At 44.0% G+C, this 24,572-nt stretch carries 15 protein-coding genes; 4 read left to right on the top strand and 11 right to left on the bottom strand.

The features are described 5' to 3' along the window. Nucleotides 1–3: 3 nt before the first annotated feature. Nucleotides 4–792, bottom strand: coding sequence for an ABC transporter permease (locus ACN6NF_RS22480; RefSeq protein WP_474319630.1), 789 nt, complete (start codon nucleotides 790–792; stop codon nucleotides 4–6). 150 nt (nucleotides 793–942) lie between these two features. On the opposite strand from ACN6NF_RS22480, the gene ACN6NF_RS22485 reads away from it, so the two are divergent. Then, the gene (locus ACN6NF_RS22485) at nucleotides 943–3,402 is read left to right on the top strand and encodes an O-antigen ligase family protein (RefSeq protein ID WP_474319632.1); all 2,460 of its coding nucleotides are present in this window, start codon (nucleotides 943–945) and stop codon (nucleotides 3,400–3,402) included. Nucleotides 3,403–3,516: 114 nt separating this feature from the next. Here ACN6NF_RS22485 and ACN6NF_RS22490 read toward each other — a convergent pair whose 3' ends face one another. From ACN6NF_RS22490 to galU, 4 genes are all read right to left on the bottom strand, one after another. Next, the gene (locus tag ACN6NF_RS22490; protein WP_474319634.1) at nucleotides 3,517–4,857 is read right to left on the bottom strand and encodes a lanthionine synthetase C family protein; all 1,341 of its coding nucleotides are present in this window, start codon (nucleotides 4,855–4,857) and stop codon (nucleotides 3,517–3,519) included. A 3-nt stretch (nucleotides 4,858–4,860) separates the two neighbouring features. Beyond that, nucleotides 4,861–8,061, bottom strand: coding sequence for a lantibiotic dehydratase (locus ACN6NF_RS22495; protein ID WP_474319635.1), 3,201 nt, complete (start codon nucleotides 8,059–8,061; stop codon nucleotides 4,861–4,863). 74 nt (nucleotides 8,062–8,135) lie between these two features. Further along, nucleotides 8,136–8,300 (bottom strand): FDLD family class I lanthipeptide, encoded by a 165-nt coding sequence (locus tag ACN6NF_RS22500; RefSeq protein WP_474319636.1) that lies wholly within the window; start codon nucleotides 8,298–8,300, stop codon nucleotides 8,136–8,138. Nucleotides 8,301–8,401: 101 nt separating this feature from the next. Continuing rightward, the gene (gene galU / locus ACN6NF_RS22505) at nucleotides 8,402–9,292 is read right to left on the bottom strand and encodes a UTP--glucose-1-phosphate uridylyltransferase GalU (protein ID WP_474319637.1); all 891 of its coding nucleotides are present in this window, start codon (nucleotides 9,290–9,292) and stop codon (nucleotides 8,402–8,404) included. Nucleotides 9,293–9,479: 187 nt separating this feature from the next. Here galU and ACN6NF_RS22510 point away from each other — a divergent pair, with 187 nt between their 5' ends. Both ACN6NF_RS22510 and ACN6NF_RS22515 read left to right on the top strand, forming a co-directional pair. Beyond that, on the top strand, nucleotides 9,480–10,514 hold the full coding sequence (locus ACN6NF_RS22510; RefSeq protein ID WP_474319639.1) for a glycosyltransferase family 2 protein: 1,035 nt from the start codon (nucleotides 9,480–9,482) through the stop codon (nucleotides 10,512–10,514). Nucleotides 10,515–10,527: 13 nt separating this feature from the next. Then, nucleotides 10,528–10,965, top strand: coding sequence for a GtrA family protein (locus tag ACN6NF_RS22515; RefSeq protein ID WP_474319640.1), 438 nt, complete (start codon nucleotides 10,528–10,530; stop codon nucleotides 10,963–10,965). Nucleotides 10,966–11,068: 103 nt separating this feature from the next. On the opposite strand, the gene ACN6NF_RS22520 is transcribed toward ACN6NF_RS22515, so the two are convergent. The 4 genes from ACN6NF_RS22520 to ACN6NF_RS22535 all read right to left on the bottom strand — a co-directional run bounded on the left by ACN6NF_RS22520 (nucleotide 11,069) and on the right by ACN6NF_RS22535 (nucleotide 17,907). After that, nucleotides 11,069–13,579: a U32 family peptidase gene (locus ACN6NF_RS22520; protein WP_474319642.1), complete on the bottom strand. Its 2,511-nt coding sequence runs from the start codon at nucleotides 13,577–13,579 to the stop codon at nucleotides 11,069–11,071. Nucleotides 13,580–14,011: 432 nt separating this feature from the next. After that, a complete protein-coding gene (locus tag ACN6NF_RS22525; RefSeq protein WP_474319810.1) occupies nucleotides 14,012–14,452 on the bottom strand; it encodes a GNAT family N-acetyltransferase in 441 nt (146 codons plus the stop codon). 260 nt (nucleotides 14,453–14,712) lie between these two features. Then, a complete protein-coding gene (locus ACN6NF_RS22530) occupies nucleotides 14,713–16,626 on the bottom strand; it encodes a stalk domain-containing protein (RefSeq protein WP_474319644.1) in 1,914 nt (637 codons plus the stop codon). A 48-nt stretch (nucleotides 16,627–16,674) separates the two neighbouring features. Next, nucleotides 16,675–17,907, bottom strand: coding sequence for a S1C family serine protease (locus ACN6NF_RS22535; protein ID WP_474319646.1), 1,233 nt, complete (start codon nucleotides 17,905–17,907; stop codon nucleotides 16,675–16,677). Nucleotides 17,908–18,262: 355 nt separating this feature from the next. Here ACN6NF_RS22535 and ACN6NF_RS22540 point away from each other — a divergent pair, with 355 nt between their 5' ends. Further along, nucleotides 18,263–19,888, top strand: coding sequence for a nitrite/sulfite reductase (locus ACN6NF_RS22540; RefSeq protein WP_474319648.1), 1,626 nt, complete (start codon nucleotides 18,263–18,265; stop codon nucleotides 19,886–19,888). Nucleotides 19,889–20,005: 117 nt separating this feature from the next. Here ACN6NF_RS22540 and ACN6NF_RS22545 read toward each other — a convergent pair whose 3' ends face one another. Together ACN6NF_RS22545 and uvrA are read right to left on the bottom strand one after the other, a co-directional pair. Next, on the bottom strand, nucleotides 20,006–21,217 hold the full coding sequence (locus ACN6NF_RS22545; RefSeq protein ID WP_474319650.1) for a hypothetical protein: 1,212 nt from the start codon (nucleotides 21,215–21,217) through the stop codon (nucleotides 20,006–20,008). Between the two features lie 409 nt (nucleotides 21,218–21,626). Continuing rightward, nucleotides 21,627–24,488 (bottom strand): excinuclease ABC subunit UvrA, encoded by a 2,862-nt coding sequence (uvrA, locus tag ACN6NF_RS22550; protein ID WP_474319651.1) that lies wholly within the window; start codon nucleotides 24,486–24,488, stop codon nucleotides 21,627–21,629. Between the last annotated feature and the right edge of the window lie 84 nt (nucleotides 24,489–24,572).

Below are 24,572 nucleotides of genomic sequence, written 5' to 3' on the forward strand. Positions count from 1 at the left end.
TCCTCACAATACATCAGCAAAATGAGATTTCATTTTTTTGAAAATTTTGATTCCTATCGTACCTGCGATGATCACAATAGCCCAAAAGTAGATCGTCATGGATGGATGCTCCCAGAACCATTTGTGATTAATAAAGGTATCACGATATCCTTCAACAATATAGAAAACAGGATTAAGTTTAAAGAAAAACTGATACTTATCCTCAACAATATTTAAATTCCAGAAGATCGGCGTAAGCCAAAAGAATAGCTGAATAAATACCGCAACAACTTGACCAACATCCTTTACAAAAACAACCAATGTCGCTGTTATGTAAGAAATGGACAAAGAAAGGAGAATCGTGGCCAATAAATAATAAAGGATTTGAATGTTATACATCGTAAATTCAACATTGTATATTTTGAACATAATGAAAAGAACGATGATAAAAAACACATGGACAAAAAGAGCAGCCAAAATTTTTACCATTGGTAGCAAGCCTACTCGGAAAACAATTTTCTTTACCAGATAATTGTTTTCAATAATACTATTGGTTGCAGTTGACAAGCTTTCCGAAAAGAATAACCACGGCACCATGCCTGTTAGTAACCAAAGTATAAAGGGAGTATCACCAATAGGTACATTTTTAAAACCAACCTGAAATACGACCCAATAAACAAGTATAGATACCATAGGATGTATAAAAGCCCAGAGTACCCCCATAAATGAACCAAGGTACCTAGATTGTATGTCCTTTTTAGACAATTCCCAAAGTAACTTTAAATTTTTCGAAAAGTTTTGAGTTAAATTCATACGAGTGTGTCACGACCTTAAATATGGTTTGGTAAGTCTCTTACAATACAAAGTAGTAAAAATTTGGTATTGTCATTGTTGCGATATGGCTCTAACAGCTACGATATGCTAAAATGTTGACGTATCTACAAGAAAAGGAGATTGTAAACCTTGTCGAATCCAGTATACGGGAAACAGGCCAAAACGTCGACCCGTGACGATAAAAGGCCGGCTATGTTTTGGGTGTTAATTGTTGGCATGATTCTGTTTTTTGCTTGGTCTCCCTTCCAAGCTGCACTCTTTAATGGGCAAATGCTCGATTTTGAAAAACCGCTCTATTGGGCTGTCATCATCGCCTCGATTCTGTTGATCCTGGCAATCGTATCTTATTATAAGAAATTCAAGCTGGAAGAGCAAAGGGACTGGCTGGCTGTATTAGTACTGCTACTTCCCCTGTCTTATGTACTTTCACTGACTTCAGCAGCTTCACATTACCTGGCCATGAATATGGTGGTGGTACAGTGCATCTATGCCGCTCTGTTTATTATCTCAATCTATCTATTACAGGATCGCTTAGGCAATAAGATTATTCACAACCTGATTATGACCATCGCTTATATCATCGTAGGCTTTGGCTTCATTAACTGGTTCGGACAGTGGGTGCTTGCCGGCAAGATGGTAGGCTGGTTTACCCAATATGTGTATCAGTATCGCTATACCAATGCAGTTATGACAGATACAAATGGTCTCCGGCTGACATCAGTGTTTCAATATGCGAATACATATGCGGCCTTTCTAATGGCTTTCTTATTCGCTGCCGTTTTCTGTCTGATGAAATCAAAACTATGGTATGGCAAGGCTATTCACGGCTTCATGTTGGTGCCTATTCTGGTCTCGCTATTCCTGACTTTGTCAAGGGGCGGTCTAGTTATGCTGCCTGTCGTGTTCGTGCTGCTTTTGCTTTTCTTTAAACCAGCACGCCAAATTATATGGATTTTGCATTGCGCCATTGCTGGTGTAGCGTCAATATCTATCTTGGCGCCGATTACAAATATGGGATTACAACTCAATAAAACTTACAACGGCGGAGAGGCTGCCAAGGCTTGGGGATTACTTATTGGTGTCTCCCTGGCTGTAGCTGTCGTACTGTGGCTTGTTGAACGTTATTTGGCTCCAACGCTGGAGAATGCACTCAAAGGATGGACCTCACGCAAGTTATCCAATCTGTGGTTGCCTGTCGGATCAGTTGTAGTGATTGGCTTGCTGGCTTTTCTGTTGATGGGAACTGGCCTGCGTAGCGTACTGCCGGAGAACGTACAGGTACGATTAGAAAATATCAATTTCCGTCAGCATAGTGTGCTGGAGCGGCTTGTATTCTATCAGGATGCTGCCAAATCGATTAAAGACCACCCTATTATCGGAAGCGGCGGTGGTGGTTGGGCAACTTTATACGAGAAATATCAAGATTATCCTTATACAAGCCGTCAGGCCCATAACTTTTTCATGCAGTATTTAGTTGAAGTGGGCATTCTCGGCTTCGTAATTTTCATGTCATTTATCTTATTTATTTTCTATAAGTATATCCGTAGCTATATTAGACAAGACGATGAAGAACGGGATTCTCATTTCCTGTATCTCATTTTGGCACTCTCAATCTTACTTCATAGCTTGCTGGACTTTAATATGAGTTACGTGTTCATGGGCATACTGGTATTTGTGAGTCTTGGCGGTATGGCCGCTACTATGGACAGCAAGCCGCTTAAACGTCTGACCATGGGTGCTTCCGGATTCCGAATCATGTATAGTGCTGTCATCGGCATTTTAAGCATTGTGGTGCTTTTTTCAGGTCTTCGCTTCGTGCAATCGGCCAATGCTGCCACATATGCCAAACAGATTATGGCGGCAAGTACATCATTTGAAGAAATTCAAAGTGCTATTAATAAAGATCTGGAGCTTCGCCCTACACATCCGGATTCGGTTATAAGATTGGCTGCACTGTATAAGAATGTGTATGATCAAACGAAAAAAGAGGAATTTTATAACGCTGCAATAGAAGTACTTAATACGGGCCTGAAGGCAGAACCGTATAATAAAATCATGTATAACTCCAAAGTTAACCTTTTAAAAGCAAAAGGTGAGAATGAGCAAGCCTTCAGCATTTTGGAAAATAACATTTCCAACTTTAACTGGGACAATGACTGGTACAACATGTTAATTACCCAGGCCTACACTATTGGTAATAAGGCACGCGAGCAGAAGGACACCGCCAAGGAACAGAAGTATTTCCAAGCAGGTCTTACTGCTTATCAGAAGGTTCTGGATGGGGTAGCTCATCTTAAGACGGTTCCACCTGAAATCGAGTTGACACGTACTTTTGAAGTAACTCCAGGTATTGCGCTCAGTACGGGCAAAATTGAATTCATGTTAGGTAAGCCTGCTGAGGCTGCAAGCATCCTCAAAAACGGCTTGAAGGACGATCTGAGCGATGCTACAAATCGTGAGGTTGCTCGCTATTATATCGTCGCTCTGCAACAGCAGGGACAAGATGACAAAGCTTTGTACGATAAACTGATTAAGGCTGATCCGAAGGAGAAGGAGCAGATTGAACAGTTAAAGGCTTTAAAGCTCTAGGTATACTGTTTAATATTGAACACAAATACAAAAATGCACCCACCAAAAAAGGAACGCAGAAGTTCTTCACTTCTAGCGTTCCTTCCTTTATATCCTAAGTTTTACTTCCTTCCGCTATGTGATTAATAAGCTTCTTCCCCAAATATTTCCCTCGGACTCTAGAGAATCTAGTAAAGTCATAACAATGCCTGCAACCCCATCCAATACGCCTACGAAATCCAAATGTTTGACTGATTGAGTATCCTTTACAATATCCCAAAAACCGAATGCTGCGCTTCTATCGAACTTGTTAACGACTTCTAAAAGCAAGCCCTGAGCATGATCACGCAACTCGGCATCTCCCGTATCCAGATACATCTGATGGGTGAGCTTTACTAATCCCGAATATCCATGACATACCGATGGAGAATATATGCTCCAACGTTCACGGGGACGTGCGTATATGGATTTGAAAGCATCCACAGCGAGCCCCTTTAAGTCTTCGTTCTCCAAAGCCCTCCCTGCTAGCCATAAACTCCTAGCAACCCCTGGAGTTCCATAACACCAGGCTTCACGTTCTGTTTCATCGGAAATAATTCCGTTCATATATTCTCTATAGCTTATATTATTGGGCCAGTACCACCCAAAATCATTCTGCTGCTTCCAATGAGTCAACCATGAACTGAAGTGTTCTATTGCCTCTTTATGCCCTAACACTCTCACATCTTGATGCCAAGCTATTGATAGTAAGGCCAACGGGCCAGGAATTCCATGAGCCAGCCCCATGTTAAAGTATCCTTCAGGATACCTTTGCTGCTCATGTGGGGGCAGATTTTGAACGGGAATATACCAACCTGGTAGAAATTCACCATTCCAAGCCCTCTCTTCACTTAACATGACAAGATATTCAAGAACATCTCTAAGGAGATCTCCCATCTCGGGTACATCTTTGAACAATAACAGGTATCTACCTATCCCACTCCATCCCGAAATAACATCATAGTCATGAAAAATGACTCCTGTTTTTAGATTGTTTCTTGAACTTTCCAAAAGAGCAGCACCATAACGAAGGATTAAATGATTGATCTGTTCAATAAAACTTCGGTATTTACGTAGATTGTCAGACAGTGCGTAGGCCGTAAATCCAATACCCGATAACCCGCTCCACAGTGATAAAGAGATGTTTTCCTTCAGCTTGAGTGCTTCTCTTGTATTCACAAGATACTGATGTGCGTATCGGGTAAACGTCTCGCTGCGGAATACAGTACCCAGCCTTCCGTATAGTAGACTCACCGCTGGATAGCCACTCGCAAGACTAATCTCATCCCATTTATAATCCACTTGTAAATCTGTTCGATTCGAATCCGATGAGCACATTGCCGTTACGTATTCTGGATCTGCCAATCTTCTTCCAACCTCATGTACAATATCCAAAATAGTCTGACGCAAATCTTCTGATATTCCCGTTGTAATCATGCCTCAGCACTCCTTTTTTGTATACTTCTGAGCATGGTTCAGATGATAAAGAGCGTGGCTTAATAGTGACATTATTTTCGCCTCCTTCATTCGATCCGTGCCTAGTAATCTGTTCAGATGCATGTGAATAAAACTTTCTAAAATATCCAATAACGGTCCGTCCCCGCATGTTTCCTCTTTTTTCTGAAAGAGCCTCTCCTTATATTGTTTTAGTTTTTCCCTGCGAGGTTGAAAGCGTTCTATCATAAACGCACCATAATCACAAGCTCTCAATGAACTCCATTGATCGGAAACATCGCATATCGACATGTACCATGTACGACCTTTTTGGAACTCTTTGATATGATAGTTATGCCACTCTTTCTGTTGGGACCATTCAACCTGCTTAGCTAGTGAAGGCATCCATTGATTTAACAAATCAATCACACTAATCAGGGCAATGTCTTCCAATGGCATATTCCATTTTTTGTTGTAGTGCAAATAAATGAATTCAGAAGCGAGCTTGGAATCTGCAGCAAAAACTTCCTCAGCCAGTTGAATGAAGTTCTCTCCTCCATATCTTTCCACCTCTGGCACGTATGTATCATACACAACTTGGTTCAGCAGTCCTTCTTTCTTAAGCTTGTTCGCCCACGTTTGAATAGCAGGAATCAGTTGTGCACACAACATCGCTGCATCACCATGAAATCTCACACGTACATGATCATCAGGATCTTTATATCGAATAATAAAATGTTGATCGACTATTTTTTGTTTTTCTGCCAGTTCACAAAAGAGTCTGAGATAATTACCAATGAATTCATCCTCCCGTTCAGACATACCATATAATTTAACGTACAGCCATTCACTGCCTGGAAAATAAACATCTATCGAACGGGTACTGATAGGGTTTTGCATAATATTCGGTTGAATACGGTCCTTTAAGCTCGATTGAACTAATTTATTCGTTTTCACCAAAGGAATGACATACTCTGCAATGTGATGTCCTTTCGTGGACTCTCCCCATACTTCACTCCAATCAAAACCGCATTCAGTCAACCATATGGATGCTGAATCTGTAAGCTTCTGATATTTATCATATAGTTCGGATATGCAAAAATCATGGGTAGTGTCAATTAACAATCTGTTATCCGCTATGGTTATATACACGTATCTTGGAATACTCCATTCCTTTTTCAGCCTTTCAAATGCACTGCACCAATCACTCTTGGTATGACAATTTTGAAAAGCCTCTATACCTGTATTTAAAGACCACGACGCTAATGACAGAATGGTATTGCCGTATCTTATGCGGGGAAGAAAAGGGAACTCTGATAGGTGATTCCCCCACTGAAACATTGAAACATTCCTTTGCCCTTCCTGCTCCATTTCACGTAAAAATCGATAAACATTGGGCGCTTTGTAATAATTCAGCATATTTGTGGCTACTGGAATTACTCTCTTATTTAAAGAGCGTGACATTAGATAAAAGGAGTCATGGGTACAACCTACATATAAATCGGATAAAGGAATAGTAGACTCACGGTCATCTGTATAATCATTGGTCCCAAGGATAATCTGATGAGAACAGGAACGATTCGTTATAACAACGTTGGAATGCCTGCTATTAATTGTAAGATAGATAAGCTCCGCAAAAATCACATTTGGATTTTGCTCTGATTGTATTTTATAAATACTGGAGATTTGTTTTTGTGCAGAAACATCTAGAATCGGACCAAATCTCCCAAATGTTTTACCTGCACCTGTGCCGCCTGAATTGGGGTTTAAAATTAATTTGTAGTCCCCACCTTTGAGAGCAGTGGCACCAGAAGTGGCGACAGTAACGTACATCTCCAACGATGTCGGAGGAGAAAGCTCCAAGGGTTCACATTCTATTTTTCTGATTTTTTCATCTGTAAGCTCAATTTCGATACTGCCTTGTTTGATCGCTTCTGTAATCCAGCGTGCTAAATGTTTATGTGTGTCTGCATTCGCAGCAGGTATTTCCCAGCTACGTTTGCTCATAGGATATTTATAATCTGGAGGAGCTCCTAATCCCATATCTTCATCCAATAGTTCTAACAAGGGAATCTGACGATGTACTCCGTACTTCTCAATAAAGGCGCTCCGATAGGTCACAAGATGCGGATTACATACATCATTCGATAGTCTCCATAAGATTTCTGCAGCTTCAGCAACCTCTTCCGCTATTTCGTGACTTAAAGTCGCGCTTGTTATAGCTGTTTCCATGTCAATTTGGAGCGGATCTTTGCTAGGGAACATTTCATTGATGCTGCTGCATATGTTCGTATATAGCTCTCCCCCCTCACCTACAGAGGTTTGATTATATTGCTGAATGTAGTTATGGATCTTCTGAATAGAGACTTTGAGATCGTCTATGCCTGTCATGGATGCGAGTTGCCCTTTTATATATTCAAATGGCATTTCAGAATTACGTATGGATAAGGGGGGTCTTAAATTACTTATTAAAAACTCTTGCTCTACTAACTTCTTTAAAAAATCAAATAGTTGATCTTGATTCATAGTCGGGAACTCTTCTTGCATTTTTTTCACTAGCTTCACTATAGGCACGGGCTGTTTTGTGCAGTGAATAACATAATCTACAAATTTGGAAATTCGGATTGAGCTACTTTTCATTTCATCAGAGGAATCAAAATGATCTATATAATTGAGATAAGGCAACTTCACACGTGAGCCGGAAGTATACAGGATCGAATTCGTACGAACTTCGACTTGTTCAACAACGTGCCTCATACGTTCCAAACCCTTTACAAGATCCATTAACCATTGCATATCTGGGCGTGCTATTTTTCGATGACAACTCAAGTCTCCTAATACAAGCCTACTTTCACTTTCAAAAGAACCCATGTTAACTCCAGCAAAAATACCGTAAGGGGTAGCGCGTGTTGAAAGCCTGATCATATAATGAGCTAATGCTTTGATCATCTTATCTACTTTCTTTGAATTTAGATTATCCAGTATTTGATTAACAGATCTCATTAGTGAGGGGCTGGCAATTAAAAGCGCTTCGTAGACAATTGGATCTTTTACCATATGAAGCAGCTTGTTACGTAAATTTTCATATGAAGGCTCATAAAATAGTTCCTTGTACATTTCTACAGGCAACAACGTAATTCTAACCAAAAAAAAATCTAACGCTCTAAACAAATTCCTATCTTCATTCCTGTGTTTTGCACCCTTCATAGCTAGTAACCCTCCTTCTTTACATAAGAAAACCCCAGATATACAAAGCATATCTGGGGTTAGTTTTAACACAATTAACAGCAGTTACAAGTTACATAAGTACTGTAGCAAGCAGAAACAGCACAAGTAACAGTTCCGGTACATGCCATAGTAACCGGTTCAGATGAGAAAGCATTAACCTGTAAGTCCAAATCAAGAGTGTCTTCTTGTTCCAAAGCGAATAGTTCTAAAGAGTTCATCTTTGTTCCTCCTTCGATAGAATAAGAGATTATTTGGAATATTACTCTCTTATTTTAAAAGAAGAACTAGATAATCGGAAATTTATTTTTATTGCATACAATTACAACTTTGTTATATTTTTATCAATATTTTCAATAACTTGTCTCATATAAGCCAGTACTTCATCCTTAATCTCGTTATGCTGTAGAGCATAATGAATGGTTGTTTCAATGAATCCCAGCTTCTCGCCAACGTCATGGCGATTGCCGTCAAATTCGTAGGCCAGAATAGGGTTCTTTTCTCCCAGTTTGGACAATGCATCCGTCAGTTGAATTTCCCCGCCTACTCCTGCCGATTGCTGACCCAGGATATCGAAAATGTCAGGCGTCAAGATATAACGTCCCATGATCGCCAAGTTGGAGTTGGCCTCCTCCTTCTTAGGCTTTTCCACCAATCGTTCCGCCTCAGAGATTTTGGAAGTAAGTGCATGACCTTCAACAATCCCGTAACGATGCACCTCGTTCCAATCGACTTGTTTTACACCTACTACAGAACGTTGATACTCATCAAACACATCAATCATCTGTTTAAGACATGGGTTCTCAGACTCAACGATATCATCACCCAAAAGGACAGCAAAAGGTTCATCACCAATAAACTTACGTGCACACCAGATGGCATGCCCCAAGCCTTTAGGTTCCTTTTGACGAATATAGTGGATATCTGCCATCTCTGAAGGTTTGCGTACTTCATTGAGCAGGTTCCATTTTTCCTTTGAGGTCAAATTATGCTCCAGCTCAAAGGAGTAGTCAAAATGATCCTCAATTGCCCTTTTGCCTTTACCAGTAACGATAATGATATCTTCTATACCAGATGCAACAGCTTCTTCAATAATATATTGAATGGTTGGTTTATCTACAATGGGAAGCATCTCTTTAGGCATCGCTTTGGTCGCGGGAAGGAACCGGGTTCCTAATCCCGCAGCAGGAATAATTGCTTTACGGATTTTCATAGGTAAAACTCCTTTTCGACAAATCTTACTAAATTATTCAATAGTTTGAGTAACGTTTGGAAATTGCTAATAGTTTATTATAGCACTTAGTCATTGCATTGTTATATAATTTAAGTAAACCATATTATAGACTAAAAAAGATAGAAATTTGAGTACCAGATAAGCCAAAATTTGAGGAGAGAGTTCTTTGGATTCAATAATCAGTAACCCTGTTTTAACGTTAGTTATTCCCTGTTATAACGAAGAAGAAGTACTGCCTGAAACCATAAGCAGGCTTACGGTCATTCTGGAAGAGTTGGCTGAGAGCGAGCTTATTTCTAAACATAGTAAAATGTTGTTTGTTGATGATGGCAGCCGTGATCAAACATGGGACATCATAGCATCATATAATCTAAAAAATCCTTTTGTCAGTGGTCTCAAATTGGCGAAAAATGCGGGCCATCAAAACGCTCTATTATCTGGGTTAATGGAAGCTAAAGAAACCTCAGATTGTGTGATATCCGTTGACGCTGACCTACAGGATGATCTCAATGCCATTCGAGAATTCATAATAAAATTCAAAGAAGGTAATGACATCGTATATGGAGTGCGAAAAAGTAGAACTACCGATACATTTTTCAAGCGTTCAACAGCCCAAGGCTTCTACCGTCTGATGAGTAAAATGGGCGTTAATATTGTATACAATCATGCAGATTACCGTTTAATGAGCAAAAGAGTTCTCCAGGAATTAAGCAACTTTAAAGAGGTAAATCTCTTTTTACGTGGTCTAGTTCCGTTAATAGGTTATAAGTCTACTGAAGTGTATTACGATCGACATGAACGCTTTGCAGGTGAATCCAAATATCCTTTAAAGAAAATGCTGGCTTTTGCTTTCGATGGAATCACCTCGTTTAGCGTAACCCCGATACGGCTTATTTCGGTTGTGGGTTTTGGAATGTTTGGCATAAGCTTATTAATAGCTGCCTATACCCTTATTAGCAAGTTCCTTGGCACCACCGTTTGGGGCTGGTCTTCTCTAATGTTGTCCATCTGGTTTATAGGTGGTCTACAGCTGGTAGCACTGGGGCTCATTGGCGAGTATATCGGTAAAATATATAAAGAAGTAAAACAAAGACCCAAATATATTATTGAGACTATTTTAGATTCCCAAAGCACCACCTTAGATACTGAAAACACAAAGAAAGTGAATAATACTGAAAGGGAAGCTGTGGCGGTCCAATAACAGATGCGAACAGGTGACTAATTTGACTTTATTTCAGAATAGTTTTTTCCGTTTTCTTGTTGTAGGTGTTCTAAATACAATATGCGGCATGTCCATCATGTTCTTACTCTTTAATATTTTAGAGACTAACTACTGGTTATCGACCTTTATTGGTAATTCTGTGGGCGCCACTGTAAGCTATTTCTTAAACAAAAGATTTACCTTCAAAAATGATTCGAACCATGGACAGACCATTTGGAAGTTCATCTCTATTATATTGATATGCTATATACTGTCGTATTGTCTCAGCTACCTTATCAGTCACTTCCTGATTTCAACTTTGAGTATTAAAAATAATGAGATTCTAGGCAACCTGTCTATTCTAATCGGGAATGTTTTTTATACTTTAATTAATTATGTTGGACAAAAATTTATTGTTTTTTCTAAAAAAACAAGTGCCCAAAAAGTATAGTAATAAGAGGCTCGATGGTAATTATTTATATAAACTAACAAATAAAAAAGGGGATGTGCTGTCGAAAGCACATCCCCTTTTTGCTTTTTCTATAGCATCCTTGTTACTTCACCAGTTGCCCACGTGTAACCCCTAACTGATTCGTCGCTTTCAGCGTCTTCCATACTTGTGTTCCGCTGATTTCTCCGCGTAAGGCACGGTTATAGAGGTCAATAACCTCATGGACTTGCTCTGGTGTCTCCTCCAAAAATTCCACGCGGTAACGGGACACGCCTAATTCCAGGAAGTTAGACAGGTATTCCGCGCCCGATTGCTCAATCGCGTTATACACCGTGTTACGGCATCCTTCGTCCACGCGAACCGGGTGAGACATCCCAATACGATCACGCAGGGATGCACGATGATCCTCACACGGACGACCACAGTTGGTGTAGTCTGTGCCTTCACTCATGAAGGTACAGTATACGCAGTGTTCGGTATGGAACATTGGCAAATGCTGCTGGATGACGATCTCCAGCTTGTCGGTACGTGTACATCTCAGCATATCGACCATTTGTTGGATGTTCAGATCATATGACGGCGTCACCAAGTCGCAGCCGGAATCCAGGAACAGATCAGCCGCTTTATGGTTGGCGATATTCAGCGAGAAGTCGCCAATCAATTGCGGATGATGTGCATCTGGGTTCTCCAAGCGATGACGCATGTAGAAATACAATGCACCCGGATTGCGTACCAGCACAGCATCCGGTTGCAGGCGCAGGATATTGTTGTGATATCCGTTTTCGCCCGGCATGTGAATACGCGGGGTAACCAGCGCAATTCGGCGCCCAGCGCCGTGCACAGCCTCTACGGCTGCCGGGAATTGCTTGATGAACTCGAAGTCGGCGTATATGAACTCCACGCCGGCCTCAAGCGCAGCCTCCACCTGAGGGAGACTGCGGCACAACGCGGTCAGCTCTGCCTGACCGTGTGCCACAGACGATGCCGGAGCTGAAGCATCGCCATACACCTCTACCGCCCGTTTCGTGTATATGGGCGGTTTGGGGCGCTCGCCCGCGAGCAGTTCCACCGCCTGACGGCGGATGCTGTTCAGCTCGCGCATGGGTACGATGACGTCCCCATGCAGATGGACGTCCAGCTCTTCCAGCTGGAACACTGTTCCGCCCAGTCGGCCGAACTGCTCTTCGAGCAGTTCGTGCGTCATCGGACGCTTCTGGGCGATTTCAAGTTCCAGCTCAGAATCCACGCGGACCGTTGTGCCTTTCTGCACGTCGGTCCACCATGTTGACAGCGGCTGTCCTGGTGAGCCGCTGACCCGCACGTGTACCGGAAAGACTCGGTACGGCTTTTCGGTTTCGTACGACTGGCGCAGACGCTTGTCCAGCGCCGGGTCGTTGGTCTTCCAAATACGGTCGCCCACGTGCACACGACGCAGATCCACATCGTTGCGTCCCGCTACGATGTCAACGATCCAGCCTTCTCCAGCTTCGCCTTCAATCTTCACGCCCTTGCGGCGGATATCGTATACGCGTCCGCCTTCTTCTTTTTGCGTAGGATCTCCTGCATCGAATACAATGCCATCGCCTCGCTTGAGCGGAGCATCGATACGGCACACTACGCCATCACGAAGGATTTTTTCCACTCGGCCGAGATACACGCCCCGGCTTTTCGGGAACGTGCCGTCCACCAGCTTTTTGTTATTCGTTCCTTCCAGAAAACCGTGCGTAAAACCGCGTGAAAAGCTCTGCTGCAGCTCGCGGATATCTTCTTTGCTCGTCTTGGACGTATCGCCATCAAAATACTTGTCAATGGCTTTACGATATTTGCTAACCACATTGGCTACATATTCAGGTGTTTTTAATCTCCCTTCGATTTTAAAGGAAACCACACCTGCATCGATCAGTTCTGGCATCAAATCAATGGCTGCCAGATCCTTGGGGGAAAGCAGGTATGTCACATCGGCCATCGGCTTTTGCTCTCCATCCACCATTAGATCGTAAGGCAAACGGCATGCCTGTGCACATTCACCACGGTTTGCAGAGCGTCCGCCCCACATTTCTGAAGTCAGGCATTGGCCGGAATAAGATACGCATAACGCTCCATGCACGAATACTTCCATCGGAAGTCTCGCTTGATCGCCAATTTTTCGAATCTGTTTTAAGTTATTTTCACGACCCAGCACAACCCGTTCCATGTTGTACGGCTTCGTGAATTCTACAGCCTCCGGCGAGGTAATCGTCATTTGAGTAGAACCATGGATCGGAAAATCCGGCGAAATGTCGCGAATCATTTTCACCAAGCCCATATCCTGAACAATTAGGGCATCGACACCGGCATCAATACAGGCATCGACCAACTCTTTAGCGTCCTCCAGCTCATTTTCAAATACTAGTATATTGAATGTCAAAAAGCCCTTAACCCCGTAGCTATGCAAAAAAGCCATAATTTCGGGCAGTTCATCCATACGAAAATTATTCGCCCGTGCCCGTGCGTTGAACTTTTCTACCCCAAAAAAGATCGCATCGGCTCCGTTCGCTACCGCCGCACGCATACAATCCCAGTCACCTGCTGGTGCCAGAAGCTCGACATCTTCTCTTCGTACTGCTGATTTCATTATTGCCCTCCCTATATGCTGAAAACGAATGTCTCTCATTGGAGCATCGTTGTTTTCAGGGCAGCTATGCTGCTTACTTGGTAATCTCAAGAACGTTCCATCCACTCACTGCAAAGCTGATTATGTTTAGTTAGGGGTATGGAAGCCTACTAGGAATCATATTATTAAGTCCTATCTGTCTCTATCATCTTGTCCGATCATTTACACGCTGAACCATCGGTCCCTCGCCTGAATCGTATCCAACTCAAAAAATCCGCATCACAAGCATCTGCGGCAGAAATCATTCTTATCTTGTAACTAATCTAGTGTACCAGACTGCGCCCCAAGCTTCTACACTTTCCAAGCGATTCCTTTAAAAATATAATCCTAAAATTCAAAAACACCCCCAATCCCGGTCAGCGGTGTATTGGAGGTGCGTCATCCTATCATTAACTAAGAAAACCTATACTTCGCAAGCATTTCTCCCCAGGGTGATATTCCTTCCTCCCTGAAACCAGATTTTCTGTATAGCTTTCTAGCAAGTTCATTGTCTGGTTTATATCCAATCATGATCAGATCAGTCCGATCACTGGCTTTCCTAATTTCGTCGATAACCAGCAACATTGCATGGTAACCATGACCTTGGCCTTGAAATCTTTCGTCAATCATAAATCGGTAAACCCAGTAATTCCCGTCATCCGGGTCTAAACCAAACATCGTAAAACCAATCAATACGTCATCATTATAAATCGCTCTCGATACAAACCCGTCCAAAAACTGACATTCCGCAATTGAGTAAAGGTTGGATACCATAAACCTTTGTTGCTCAGGGTTCGGTTGAAGTTCAGCACATTCTTCCCAATTACTTTTGTCAACTGCTTTTAGCCTAATTATTTTTGGATTCCTCCTTATACTTTTAGTCTGACATCTTCTCTCTTCCCTGCTTACTCACTCATTAAAAGATTAGTGGTCTTTGGCGGGCGCCAGCGAAGCGGGCCATTAGAATCCGAAGAAGCGCCAGTGTTCGCCTTTGACACGGGATTCTTACTATTAAATCCTATATACTCCAAGATCCCGGGTCAACAGCGATCGTAGGATCGAATGGCCCGCGTGGCGTCATCCCACATAACTCACTAATCTTTTACCCACACCCTTTACTTCACAAAATTAAACGAATTCAGTGTCGAATCCAGTGCGTTGGACTGTACACCCGTGTTGTTTGCATCGTTTAATGTCGTTGTTACGGTATATGTTTTACCGTTATGCTCCAGAACGATTTGGCGACCTGTATAGCCGATACCTTCGTCCACACGGTGGAATGTAAAGGACACTGCCGGCACACCGGCAAACGTTACATCCTTAACTTCCTCCACTTTGAGGTTTTTATAGTTCTTGGCTTGCTTATCATAGAAGTCCTTAAGCTGGGACACCGTTAATTCAAAAGATTGGTCGTTGTCGATTTTAATGGAAAAACGTCCTCCGGTAAATTGATACTCTATATCTCCCAATTCAAATTGATCACTAACCGCAGTCCAATACCGTGGGATATTTACTGTATATTCATATGCTTTAGACGTCTTTTTGATCGTTTTCGTTTTGTCCGCCAGGTAGTCATCCTCTTCCAATTGTCCAAAGTTATTCGCTACCGTTTGGAAATCGATTTGAAGCGAAGAAATGAGCGCGTTGAACTGGTCATTTCCCTTGCTTACTTTTTCAGGCACTGCGTATTCAGCCAGGTAGCGATACCCATTTTGCTGAATTAGCACATTGTACTCCTTGACCCATTCATCCCCAAAATTATAGCGGTACTCCTGCACTAATCCCTGAACGCCTGCAACCTCCAGCGGATACGTCTTTTGTGCCTCATAAGCAGTAGACACAAATGAATCGCTCAGCCATTTTTGCAGCTGCTGGCCCCAGTTCTCCAATTTTCCATCTGCTGGAGCAGAGGTGACTTTCATGCGGAAGCTTGATCCGTCATTGCTTTCATATTGCATCCGCTGGTCGTCCATTTTCCAGCCTGCGGGTATTTTGAGTGACACACCGTAGTCTGGATTCCCAGCCTCTCGTGTGCCTCCTACAACAGTGGACAAGTCTTTAATACTTTTATCCTGTGCATTAAAAGAGGTTTTAAAGGAGTTCAACAGTCCAGCATACTGGGCCAGATCTTTATAGTTCGTTGCTTTAGCATCGGAAAAATAAATTACATACAGTCTTCCGTTGTCATAGTACTGACGATTTTCCCACAGTACGCCATCCCCATCCTTCGTAATAACACGAGCATAAGGCACTTTCGCTTTCGGGAAGGATTTTCGGTCCACCACAGTTTCTCCCGTTTCCTTGGCTGCCTGCACCAATTGTTGCAATAGGTCGTCTGCATTCAGTGGAACCGGCTGTATTGCTGTGTGTACTTCCATATAGTATGCACTGTTCTCGTCCATAAATGTGGAAATGCTCTCATCTCCACCTCCTTGGCCGATGACGAGTCCTGTTGGATAGTTCATGGACCAATCGTAGTAACTGTTGCCGATCTGCGTCTTGCCCTCATCATTATCAATGTTCGGTGTCTCTTCAGCTACCGTGCCCGCCTCTTCTTGGGCTTTCATCCGAATGATGATCCCAGCGCCATTCTTCTCCATCTTACCGCCCAGTCCTTCTGCTACTTGACGCAATGGCACCATGAGAATCCCTGATGACATTTCCGGCGGAGCCGGAAGTGTTACCTTGTGACCCCTCACCCAGGCCGTACGACTACCGATCGTCAGCGATACCACGTGAGTGCCGCTGGTGATCTTGACCACATTATCTTCAGCTAGGCGAATTTTGCTGTTAAATGCCTTTTTAAACACACCAGCAGGAACCATCAGTGCACCACTTTTGGAATAGGGCTTCGTAATATTCGCATTTTGGCCGTTCACGACGGCTGTATTGCTGCCGCTTTGCAGACGCAATTCCAATATGTTTTTATCTTGATCTGCTGCAACTGCTGGTAAAGCGGTAAGCAGAAGGGACAATGCGACAGCGCCGACCCCCAGCTTACGCATCATTTTTCTTTGCATATGCTTCACAGTAAATCTCCCTTTAGCTTTATTTTATAGATTGATCAGCCGTTATCTTCACTTTCCAGTAGCTGACTCTGATGCTTCCTTCGAAGGAGCTACGCCGTCATCTACAGCAGCTCCTGATTCATTCGAATCTTCAAGATCTTCTCCAGACTGAATGGAATCATAAATCTCACCGTTATCCTGTGTCAGTACCAGCTTGCGCTTCACAATATCACCGTCCGACTGCATAAGTACACTCACCGTTTGACCTGGTTGATAGCTTTTAAGCAGCTCATTGACATCAATGGCGGAAGCTACACGCTTGCCGTTAATACTATACAGCTCATCGCCTTCCTTGATTTTGGCCTGTACAGCATTGGCTGACGTGATTTTCGTGACTTTCAAAGGGTCCTCAGTAGGTAATCCAACGATAGCTGACCAACTCTCTTCAAGCCCTAGGCCAAGACTAGCACGCCGAACCTCACCATATTTAAAAAATTGATTGATGACATATTTCACTGTATCCGCCGGAATGGAAAAGCCCATATTTTCAATTCCGACCGCAGAAAATTTCATTGTATTGATCCCGATGACCTCGCCCTTGAGGTTGACCAGCGGACCACCGCTGTTACCAGGATTGATCGCCGTATCACTTTGGATCAAACGATAAGCAGCGTTGACACCACGATTCAGCCCGCTAACAACACCTGAGGTTGCCGAGTTACGAAGTGAGAAAGAGATCGGCGTACCGATAGCCACTACCTGCTCGCCTACTTGTAAACTGTTCGTAGAAGCTGCAAAGGTAGCAGGCTTAAGGCCGCTTGCCTTAATTTTTATCAACGCCAAATCACTGATCGGATCGCTGTAGCTGTCGATGATTCCGTAAGATTTTCCGTCCGAGGTTACAACTACGGCATCACCTAGTCCTTCGATAACATGCGCATTCGTAACAATCCATCCATCTGCCCGAATGATGACACCCGTACCGTGAGCCAGGTTGTAACGGTCTCCCCCTGCTACGGTCTCTCCTGTCGCTGAACGGCCAATGATGCCGACTACAGAAGGAGATACATTTTTAACGACCTGCGGCACACGATCGGCCGATAACGTATATGTACCATTTGCGCTGTTATACGCGCCGCTGGTTCCTAATGCTTTATTCATATCACTTACGTTAACATAGACCCCGCCATTAATGACCTTGGCCTTTAACGCAGCTCCACTGCTGGCTGCACCTGCCGTTCCAGAAACACATAGAGCGCTGCCCAAAGCCAGAACAGCCACCCTTTTCCCCATCTTACACATATACTCACCATTTCCTCTCTAACATGACCCTGTTCTATCAGTTAGTCCAAATCTACCATAGAGGGGACACGCATACAATCTCTTTAAGCCCTATCTTTTTCTAAAAAAGCGCTGTTTGCCATATCCCTATCGTCTCATGCTATTTATATTATAAATTTTCCAAATCCTTATATCAAAAAAATAAGCAAAAACAATAAAAAATCGTTATACCATTTGGATCATTCCTTCGTTTACGGACATAACCAACTATGATACCATCACATTATATCTTAGTTATATTGTCGGAAATAAAAAATCGTGAGTTCTATATCTAAAATCTCAAGTATAAATAAGACACATGAAGGAGGTTAAAAAGATGGCCTATGAACCCATCTGGAATGCTCATCCCGATAAGCTTAACAAGTTTGAGTTAGTCAAGCTCGAAAAGGATGGTCTCGACGTTATACGTACCATCATCGAAAGCTATGCACACAAAGGGTATGACTCGATCTCTGCGGACGATATGGACCGATTCAAATGGGCTGGGGTTTACCAGCAAAAACCCAAGGATGGTCATTTCATGATGCGCGTCCGCATCAACACAGGGATCATGACTTCAGCCCAGGCACGTGCCTTAGCAGACATCTCCGCACTATACGGGCGTGGTCTTGTGGATGTCACCACCCGTCAGGCTATTCAATTTCACTGGCTGACCGTTGAAAGCTTGCCGGATATTTTCGAACGGCTGGAAAAGGTTGATTTGTATTCCTTTGAAGCCTGTGGGGACTGCCCGCGTACCATTGTTGGCAATCCGCTGGCTGGCATTGATCCTAATGAACTGATAGATACTCAGAAGATTGTAGATGAAGTAAACCGCTATTTCTTATTGAATCGCGACTTTTCCAATCTTCCGCGCAAATACAAAATGTCCATCTCTAGTAATACGTACAATAATGCACAGGCTGAAATTAACGATCTGTCCTTCATACCGGCAACCAAGACTCTTAACGGAAAAGAAGTGGTTGGCTTCCATGTGATGGTTGGCGGTGGACTATCCGCCAAGCCACATTTGGCACAGTCGCTGGATTTGTTTGTCCGTCCTGAGGAAGTACTGAAGGTTGCTATTGCTGTTACAACCATCTTCCGTGATTACGGCTATCGGGAAAAACGGCACCATGCCCGTCTGAAATTCCTTGTTGCCGATTGGGGCCCGGACAAATTTCTGGCCAAGCTGACCGAGTACACTGGCGAAATGCCGGGACGAGGTGAAGATAAAACCATTGGCTGGCAAGCCGCCTATTTTGACGGTATACATCCCCAAGCCCAAGAAGGTCTGAACTATGTCGGTTTGAACGTACCTGTCGGTCGCCTCAGTGCTGACGAGTTGCACGAACTGGCCGAACTGGCTGACCGCTACGGCGATGGGCAGATTCGTACCACGATGTCGCAAAATATTTTACTGAGCGGTGTGCCGGATGACCAAGTAGATGAGCTGCTGAAAGCTCCTGTGCTGCAACGCCTGACACCACAGCCCAAGCATTTTATGAGCCGTACGGTATCGTGCACGGGAAATGAGTTTTGCAATCTGGCGATTGTGGAAACGAAAAAGCGAGCGATTGACGTTGCCGAGTATTTGGATCAGCACGTACAATTGGATGAAAAGGTGCGCATCCATTTTATCGGATGCCCGAACTCCTGCGGTCAAAAGCATATTGCCGACATTGGACTGCAAGGCTCGCTCCTTAAGACACCTGAAGGCATGGTTGACGCGTTCGACATCGCTGTCGGCGGGGCGCTTGGAGCAGATGCCCAGTTCAACAAGGTACTCAAAGGCCGCGTACGTGGGGATCAGGTTGGTCCTGTATTGGCAGAGCTTATCCTGTTCTACAAAGAGAATAGGATTGCTGGCGAAAGCTTTTATGCGTATGTACAACGTGTAGGCATTCCGTCTTTCCAAGAGAAGTTGTCTGCCATTTTACAGTCCAACCACGTTGCATCCTAAACATAATCCGATTAACAGCCTGCTTGTATTTTATATACAAGCAGGCTGTTTCCTATGCCATACCACAGTGCCATACCTACTTGCTACTTCTTCGATTGCATAAAAAAAGACACCGGATTACTCCGGTATCAATATTTTCGCAAAATCGAGTACTACTGGCTTTTGGACGCCTGTTGTAGATGTCACCACCGCGTAGCCTGAAGGTATCTTATATATCAATCCCGTATCATATCGGATGCCGAAGGAGTTATCTTCCTTATAATGAGTCTTCGTTTCCCACACCTTCGTGCCGTTTCCTTTTAAGCCTGTGATAGTAATGCCATGCATCTTCGTGGTTTTACCCAGTGGATCATATTGATCACTGAACTGGACGTACAACTGCTCCTCAGGCAGATACACCTGGTCAGCGGCATAGTCCTCTGTATTACTAAACAATTGCAGACCATTACTTAACACCTGGGTACGTTTGCTGTTTCCTTTAAGCCCTGTTACAGCAATATGGCCGCTGGACAACTCACGTACCGCGGCAATTTCCTTACCTGATCCTAAGTCTAGATGGACATCACGGATATTACGACCATACACATCGGCTTGTACACCCACGGGACCATCTGAGCTGTTCAAAAGCGCATAATATCCATTGTGACTGCCAACCAGCCAACCTGAGGTCACCCCGGCCGTCGTCCGATTCCATTGTATGTCGCCATCTTCTGTGTATTTGAGTACAGTGAAGGACTGATCCGCAAGGTTCAATGAGGAGACTAGAAAACTGCCATCCTCTAGTGGCTCCAGTCCTACCTGAGAACCCTGCCCTTGGGAGATCAAGCCATCAGTCGGTAATGTTTTGGACCACAAGGGGTTTCCATCCGCGTCCAATCGTGACGCCCGCAAATCCCGCATTCCGTTCGGTTGGGTATAATCAATCAGAAACAGCAAGCCACCATCTGATGTCTCCCGCTGGACTCCCCTGCTGCTTGTTCCCGGTTGTACGCTCAGGTCCTGCTGGTGTTTCCATACAGTCTCCAGAGAACTGTCCAGCTTGCCATACGTGACGTGTACCACACTTGCTTCTGTAACGTCCTCGACGTTCAGCATTAAAAACCCACCCTTTGCAGCGGGCTGAATATAATTGTGAGCGTTTTCTGAATCTTTAATAGTTCCAATCGCTGCACTGGTCTCGATCTCGGCTTGTATGGGCGCATACGCCTCGGACACCTCGGAGGCATAGGACGGTGCAGCACTATAACCCAATAACCATGCCGCTATAGTGACTCCTGCTGCCCATGAGTATACACGTGTACGTAGAACTCTACTTTGCTTAATCTTCAAACGTTCCAGCTCCCTTCATGACTTCCTCAGAGATGTGGTATAAATCTTAGATGTGATATAACTATAGACGGTTTCGCTTCAACTAGTAATGGTTGTCACGTGGGCACGGAACTTCGTATGATGCTAGATAATCATAAGTTATATATTAACCTCTTCAAGCCCGAGCCTAAACATCCAAAACTCTAAAAATTTAGAGATTACTCAGAGACTTTCTGTCGATGAATATACATATAGATTTATTATTCCAGCGCTTGGTAAACTATGTGTCACATGCTTTAACGCAGGAATTTAATAAAAGTTTTCTTTTTTTACAAAAAAAATAAACCCTGCCAACGGGAAAGCATAAATACGCTAATTCGTATTTTGCCTTCCTGTCTGTGCAGGGTTTCTAAAACGTACTAAATAGTATCTATAGATCGACGGTCTGAAGCGCTTGGCTGCGCTGTGTATCCCGTTCAAGGATCGGCTTTAAGTATCGGCCTGTATAGGATTCTTCGACTTTTACGAGTTGTTCTGGTGTCCCGGTAGCCAAGATCGTTCCACCGCCGCTTCCGCCTTCTGGCCCCAGATCAATCAGGAAATCGGCTGTTTTAATTACATCTAGATTATGCTCAATAACCAGTACCGTCTCTCCCGAATCGACCAAACGATGCAGCACGGTCAATAAACGGTCAATATCGTGAACATGTAGACCCGTTGTCGGCTCATCCAAAATATAAATGGTTTTACCTGTGCTGCGACGATACAATTCGGAAGCCAGCTTCACACGCTGTGCTTCACCACCGGACAAAGTAGTCGCTGGTTGACCCAACTTGATATACCCCAAACCTACATCCATCAGCGTCTGAATCTTGCGATGAATCTTCGGGATATTTTCAAAAAATGCTGTCGCATCCTCTACCGTCATCTCCAGCACATCAGCAATACTCTTCCCTTTATACTTAACCTCAAGGGTCTCCCGATTATAGCGTTTGCCTTTGCACACTTCGCATGGTACGTACACATCGGGCAGAAAGTGCATCTCAATCTTGATGATGCCGTCGCCTCTGCAAGATTCACATCGGCCTCCCTTAACGTTAAAACTAAATCGGCCTTTCTTGTAGCCTCGTACCTTAGCCTCGTTCGTCTGCGAGAATAAGTCACGGATATCATCGAACACTCCGGTATATGTTGCAGGATTGGAACGCGGTGTACGGCCGATTGGCGATTGATCGATCTCAACAACCTTTTCGATATGCTCTAGCCCGCGAATTTCTTTATGTTGACCTGGGCGTACTCTCGCACGGTTCAGATCACGCGCCAACGTTTTGTATAAAATTTCGTTGACCAACGTCGATTTTCCAGACCCGGATACGCCAGTGACAGCCGTGAAAACCCCCAATGGAATTTTGACATTCACATTTTTGAGATTGTTCTCCTTGGCTCCGCGAATCTCCAGCCACTTATCTGCAGGCTTGCGCCGCTCGGTATTGACCGGAATAAACTTGCGCCCGCTCAAATATTGCCCGGTCAGGGAATTCGGATCTTCCATAACTTCCTGTGGGGTCCCCTGTGACATGATCATCCCGCCATGGATTCCGGCTCCTGGCCCAATGTCAATGATATAGTCTGCCGCCATCATCGTATCTTCGTCATGCTCCACCACGATCAACGTGTTACCTAGATTCCGCATATGTTCCAATGCACTAATCAGGCGGTCATTATCTCGCTGATGCAACCCGATACTTGGCTCGTCCAAAATATAAAGCACACCCATCAGACTGGACCCGATCTGTGTCGCCAATCGGATACGCTGTGCCTCCCCGCCGGACAACGTACCTGCTGCACGGCTTAAAGTCAGGTATTCCAGACCAACGTTAACGAGGAATCCCAGTCGGCTGTTAATTTCCTTTAAAATGAGGTTGGCGATCGACTGCTCTTTCTCACTCAGCTCCAGTGTATGGAAAAAATGAGAGGCCTCCCCGACTGACAAAGCTGTCACATAAGCGATATTACGCTCTTGTATAGTTACCGACAGGCTTTCTTTTTTCAGTCGGTGCCCCTTACAGGTGTTACATGGCTTTGCACTCATAAAGCCTTCAATAAATTCACGTATTCCCTCAGAAGCCGTATCACGATAACGACGCTCCAGGTTTGGAATAATACCTTCAAAGGTCACGTAGGCTTCCTTACGTTGACCAAAATCATTTTCATAGCGGAAACGGATCTTCTGGTCACCTGTTCCCTGCAAAATAAGATTCATTTGTTCTGACGTCAATTGACTTACAGGAACGTCCTGCGGAATACCGTAGTGTTCGCATACGGACTGTAAAAATTGAGGATAATAAGTGGAAGTTCCTCCACTCCATGCCTGGAACGCCCCATCTTCTACACTTTTTTCTGGATCGGGTATGAGCAGATCAGGGTCAACCACCATTTTAACTCCTAGCCCATCACAATCTGGACAAGCACCAAACGGACTATTAAAGGAAAACATCCGTGGAGACAGCTCATCTATGCTAAAACCGCAAATCGGGCACGCAAAGTTGGAGCTAAATCGCAACTCCTCTTGCCCTATAATATCTACAAGCAACTGTCCGCCTGAAAGATTCAGTGCCGTTTCGATAGAGTCGGACAGACGCGCACGTACATCTTCCTTGACTACGATCCGGTCTACGACCACTTCAATCGAGTGCTTCTTGTTCTTCTCCAATTCAATCTTCTCGGACAATTCACGCAGTTCGCCATTCACACGTACCCGTACAAAGCCCTGCTTGGCTATATCAGTGAAAAGTGTCTTATGCTCACCTTTGCGGCCGGATACCAATGGAGCCAGGATTTGTAGCCGTGTCTTTTCAGGATACTGTAAAATGCGGTCTACCATCTGTTCGACGGTCTGTGAAGTGATTTCAATGCCATGTTCAGGACAATGAGGATGACCCACTCGGGCAAATAACAACCGCAGGTAATCATAGATTTCTGTAACTGTTCCGACCGTAGAACGAGGATTCCGACTTGTCGTTTTTTGGTCAATGGAAATGGCAGGAGACAGACCGTCAATCGAATCGACGTCCGGTTTCTCCATTTGCCCGAGGAATTGACGCGCATATGCAGATAATGATTCCACATACCGCCGCTGTCCTTCCGCATAGATCGTATCGAAAGCCAGTGATGATTTACCTGAGCCGCTAAGCCCTGTCAGGACGACGAACTTGTCCCGCGGAATCGTCACGTCAATATTTTTGAGATTATGCGCACGTGCGCCTTTGATGATGATGCTTTCATTCGCCAAATGTTTCATCTCCTTAGCCGTAATTCACGTCATCCTATATCGCATTGGATTATCCGATGGAAGTGATATATCGCAAAGAGAACG

It is taken from the genome of Paenibacillus sp. TSM33, from assembly GCF_056099025.1.